Raw genomic sequence first — 548 nt, forward strand, 5'->3', positions numbered from 1 at the left:
GAACATGCCCTTGTAGACGATGGTGCGCGCCGACAGCGACACGCAATAGGCGCCGATGTCCTTGTTGTCGTTCTCGGCATAGATGCGGCCCGAGATGACCTTGCGCAGCAGATAGAGCCTGGCCTCGTATTCCTCGTCATCGGTAATGTCTGGCGTGCGGCCGATGAAGATCTGCCGATGGAACGGCTCGGATGCCACGATGTCGGGCGCCTTCGACAGCGACGAATTGTCGACGGGCACGTCACGGAAACCGATGAGCGGAAGTCCCTCGGATTGCGCCGATTCGGCAATGATGTCCTCGATATGGGCGCGAAGGGCCGCGTCCTGCGGCATGAACCAGTGTCCGACGCCGTACTGGCCCGCCGGCGGCAGCTCGATGCCCTGGGCTGCCATCTCGTCACGGAAGAACTGGTCGGGAAGCTGCACCAGCACGCCGGCGCCATCGCCGACCAGCGGATCGGCGCCGACGGCGCCGCGATGCGTCAGGTTTTCGAGCACAGCAAGCCCGTCCTCGACGATCTGATGCGACTTCACGCCCTTCATGTTGA

1 pseudogene is annotated in these 548 nt (G+C 63.3%); it reads right to left on the reverse strand.

Going from position 1 to position 548, the window contains the following annotated elements:
- Positions 1–548: pseudogene (locus tag EN932_RS37525) on the reverse strand (glutamate synthase subunit alpha); the annotation flags it as partial.

Source organism: Mesorhizobium sp. M7A.F.Ca.US.002.01.1.1, assembly GCF_004022955.1.
Classification (GTDB): Bacteria; Pseudomonadota; Alphaproteobacteria; order Rhizobiales; family Rhizobiaceae; genus Mesorhizobium; species Mesorhizobium ciceri.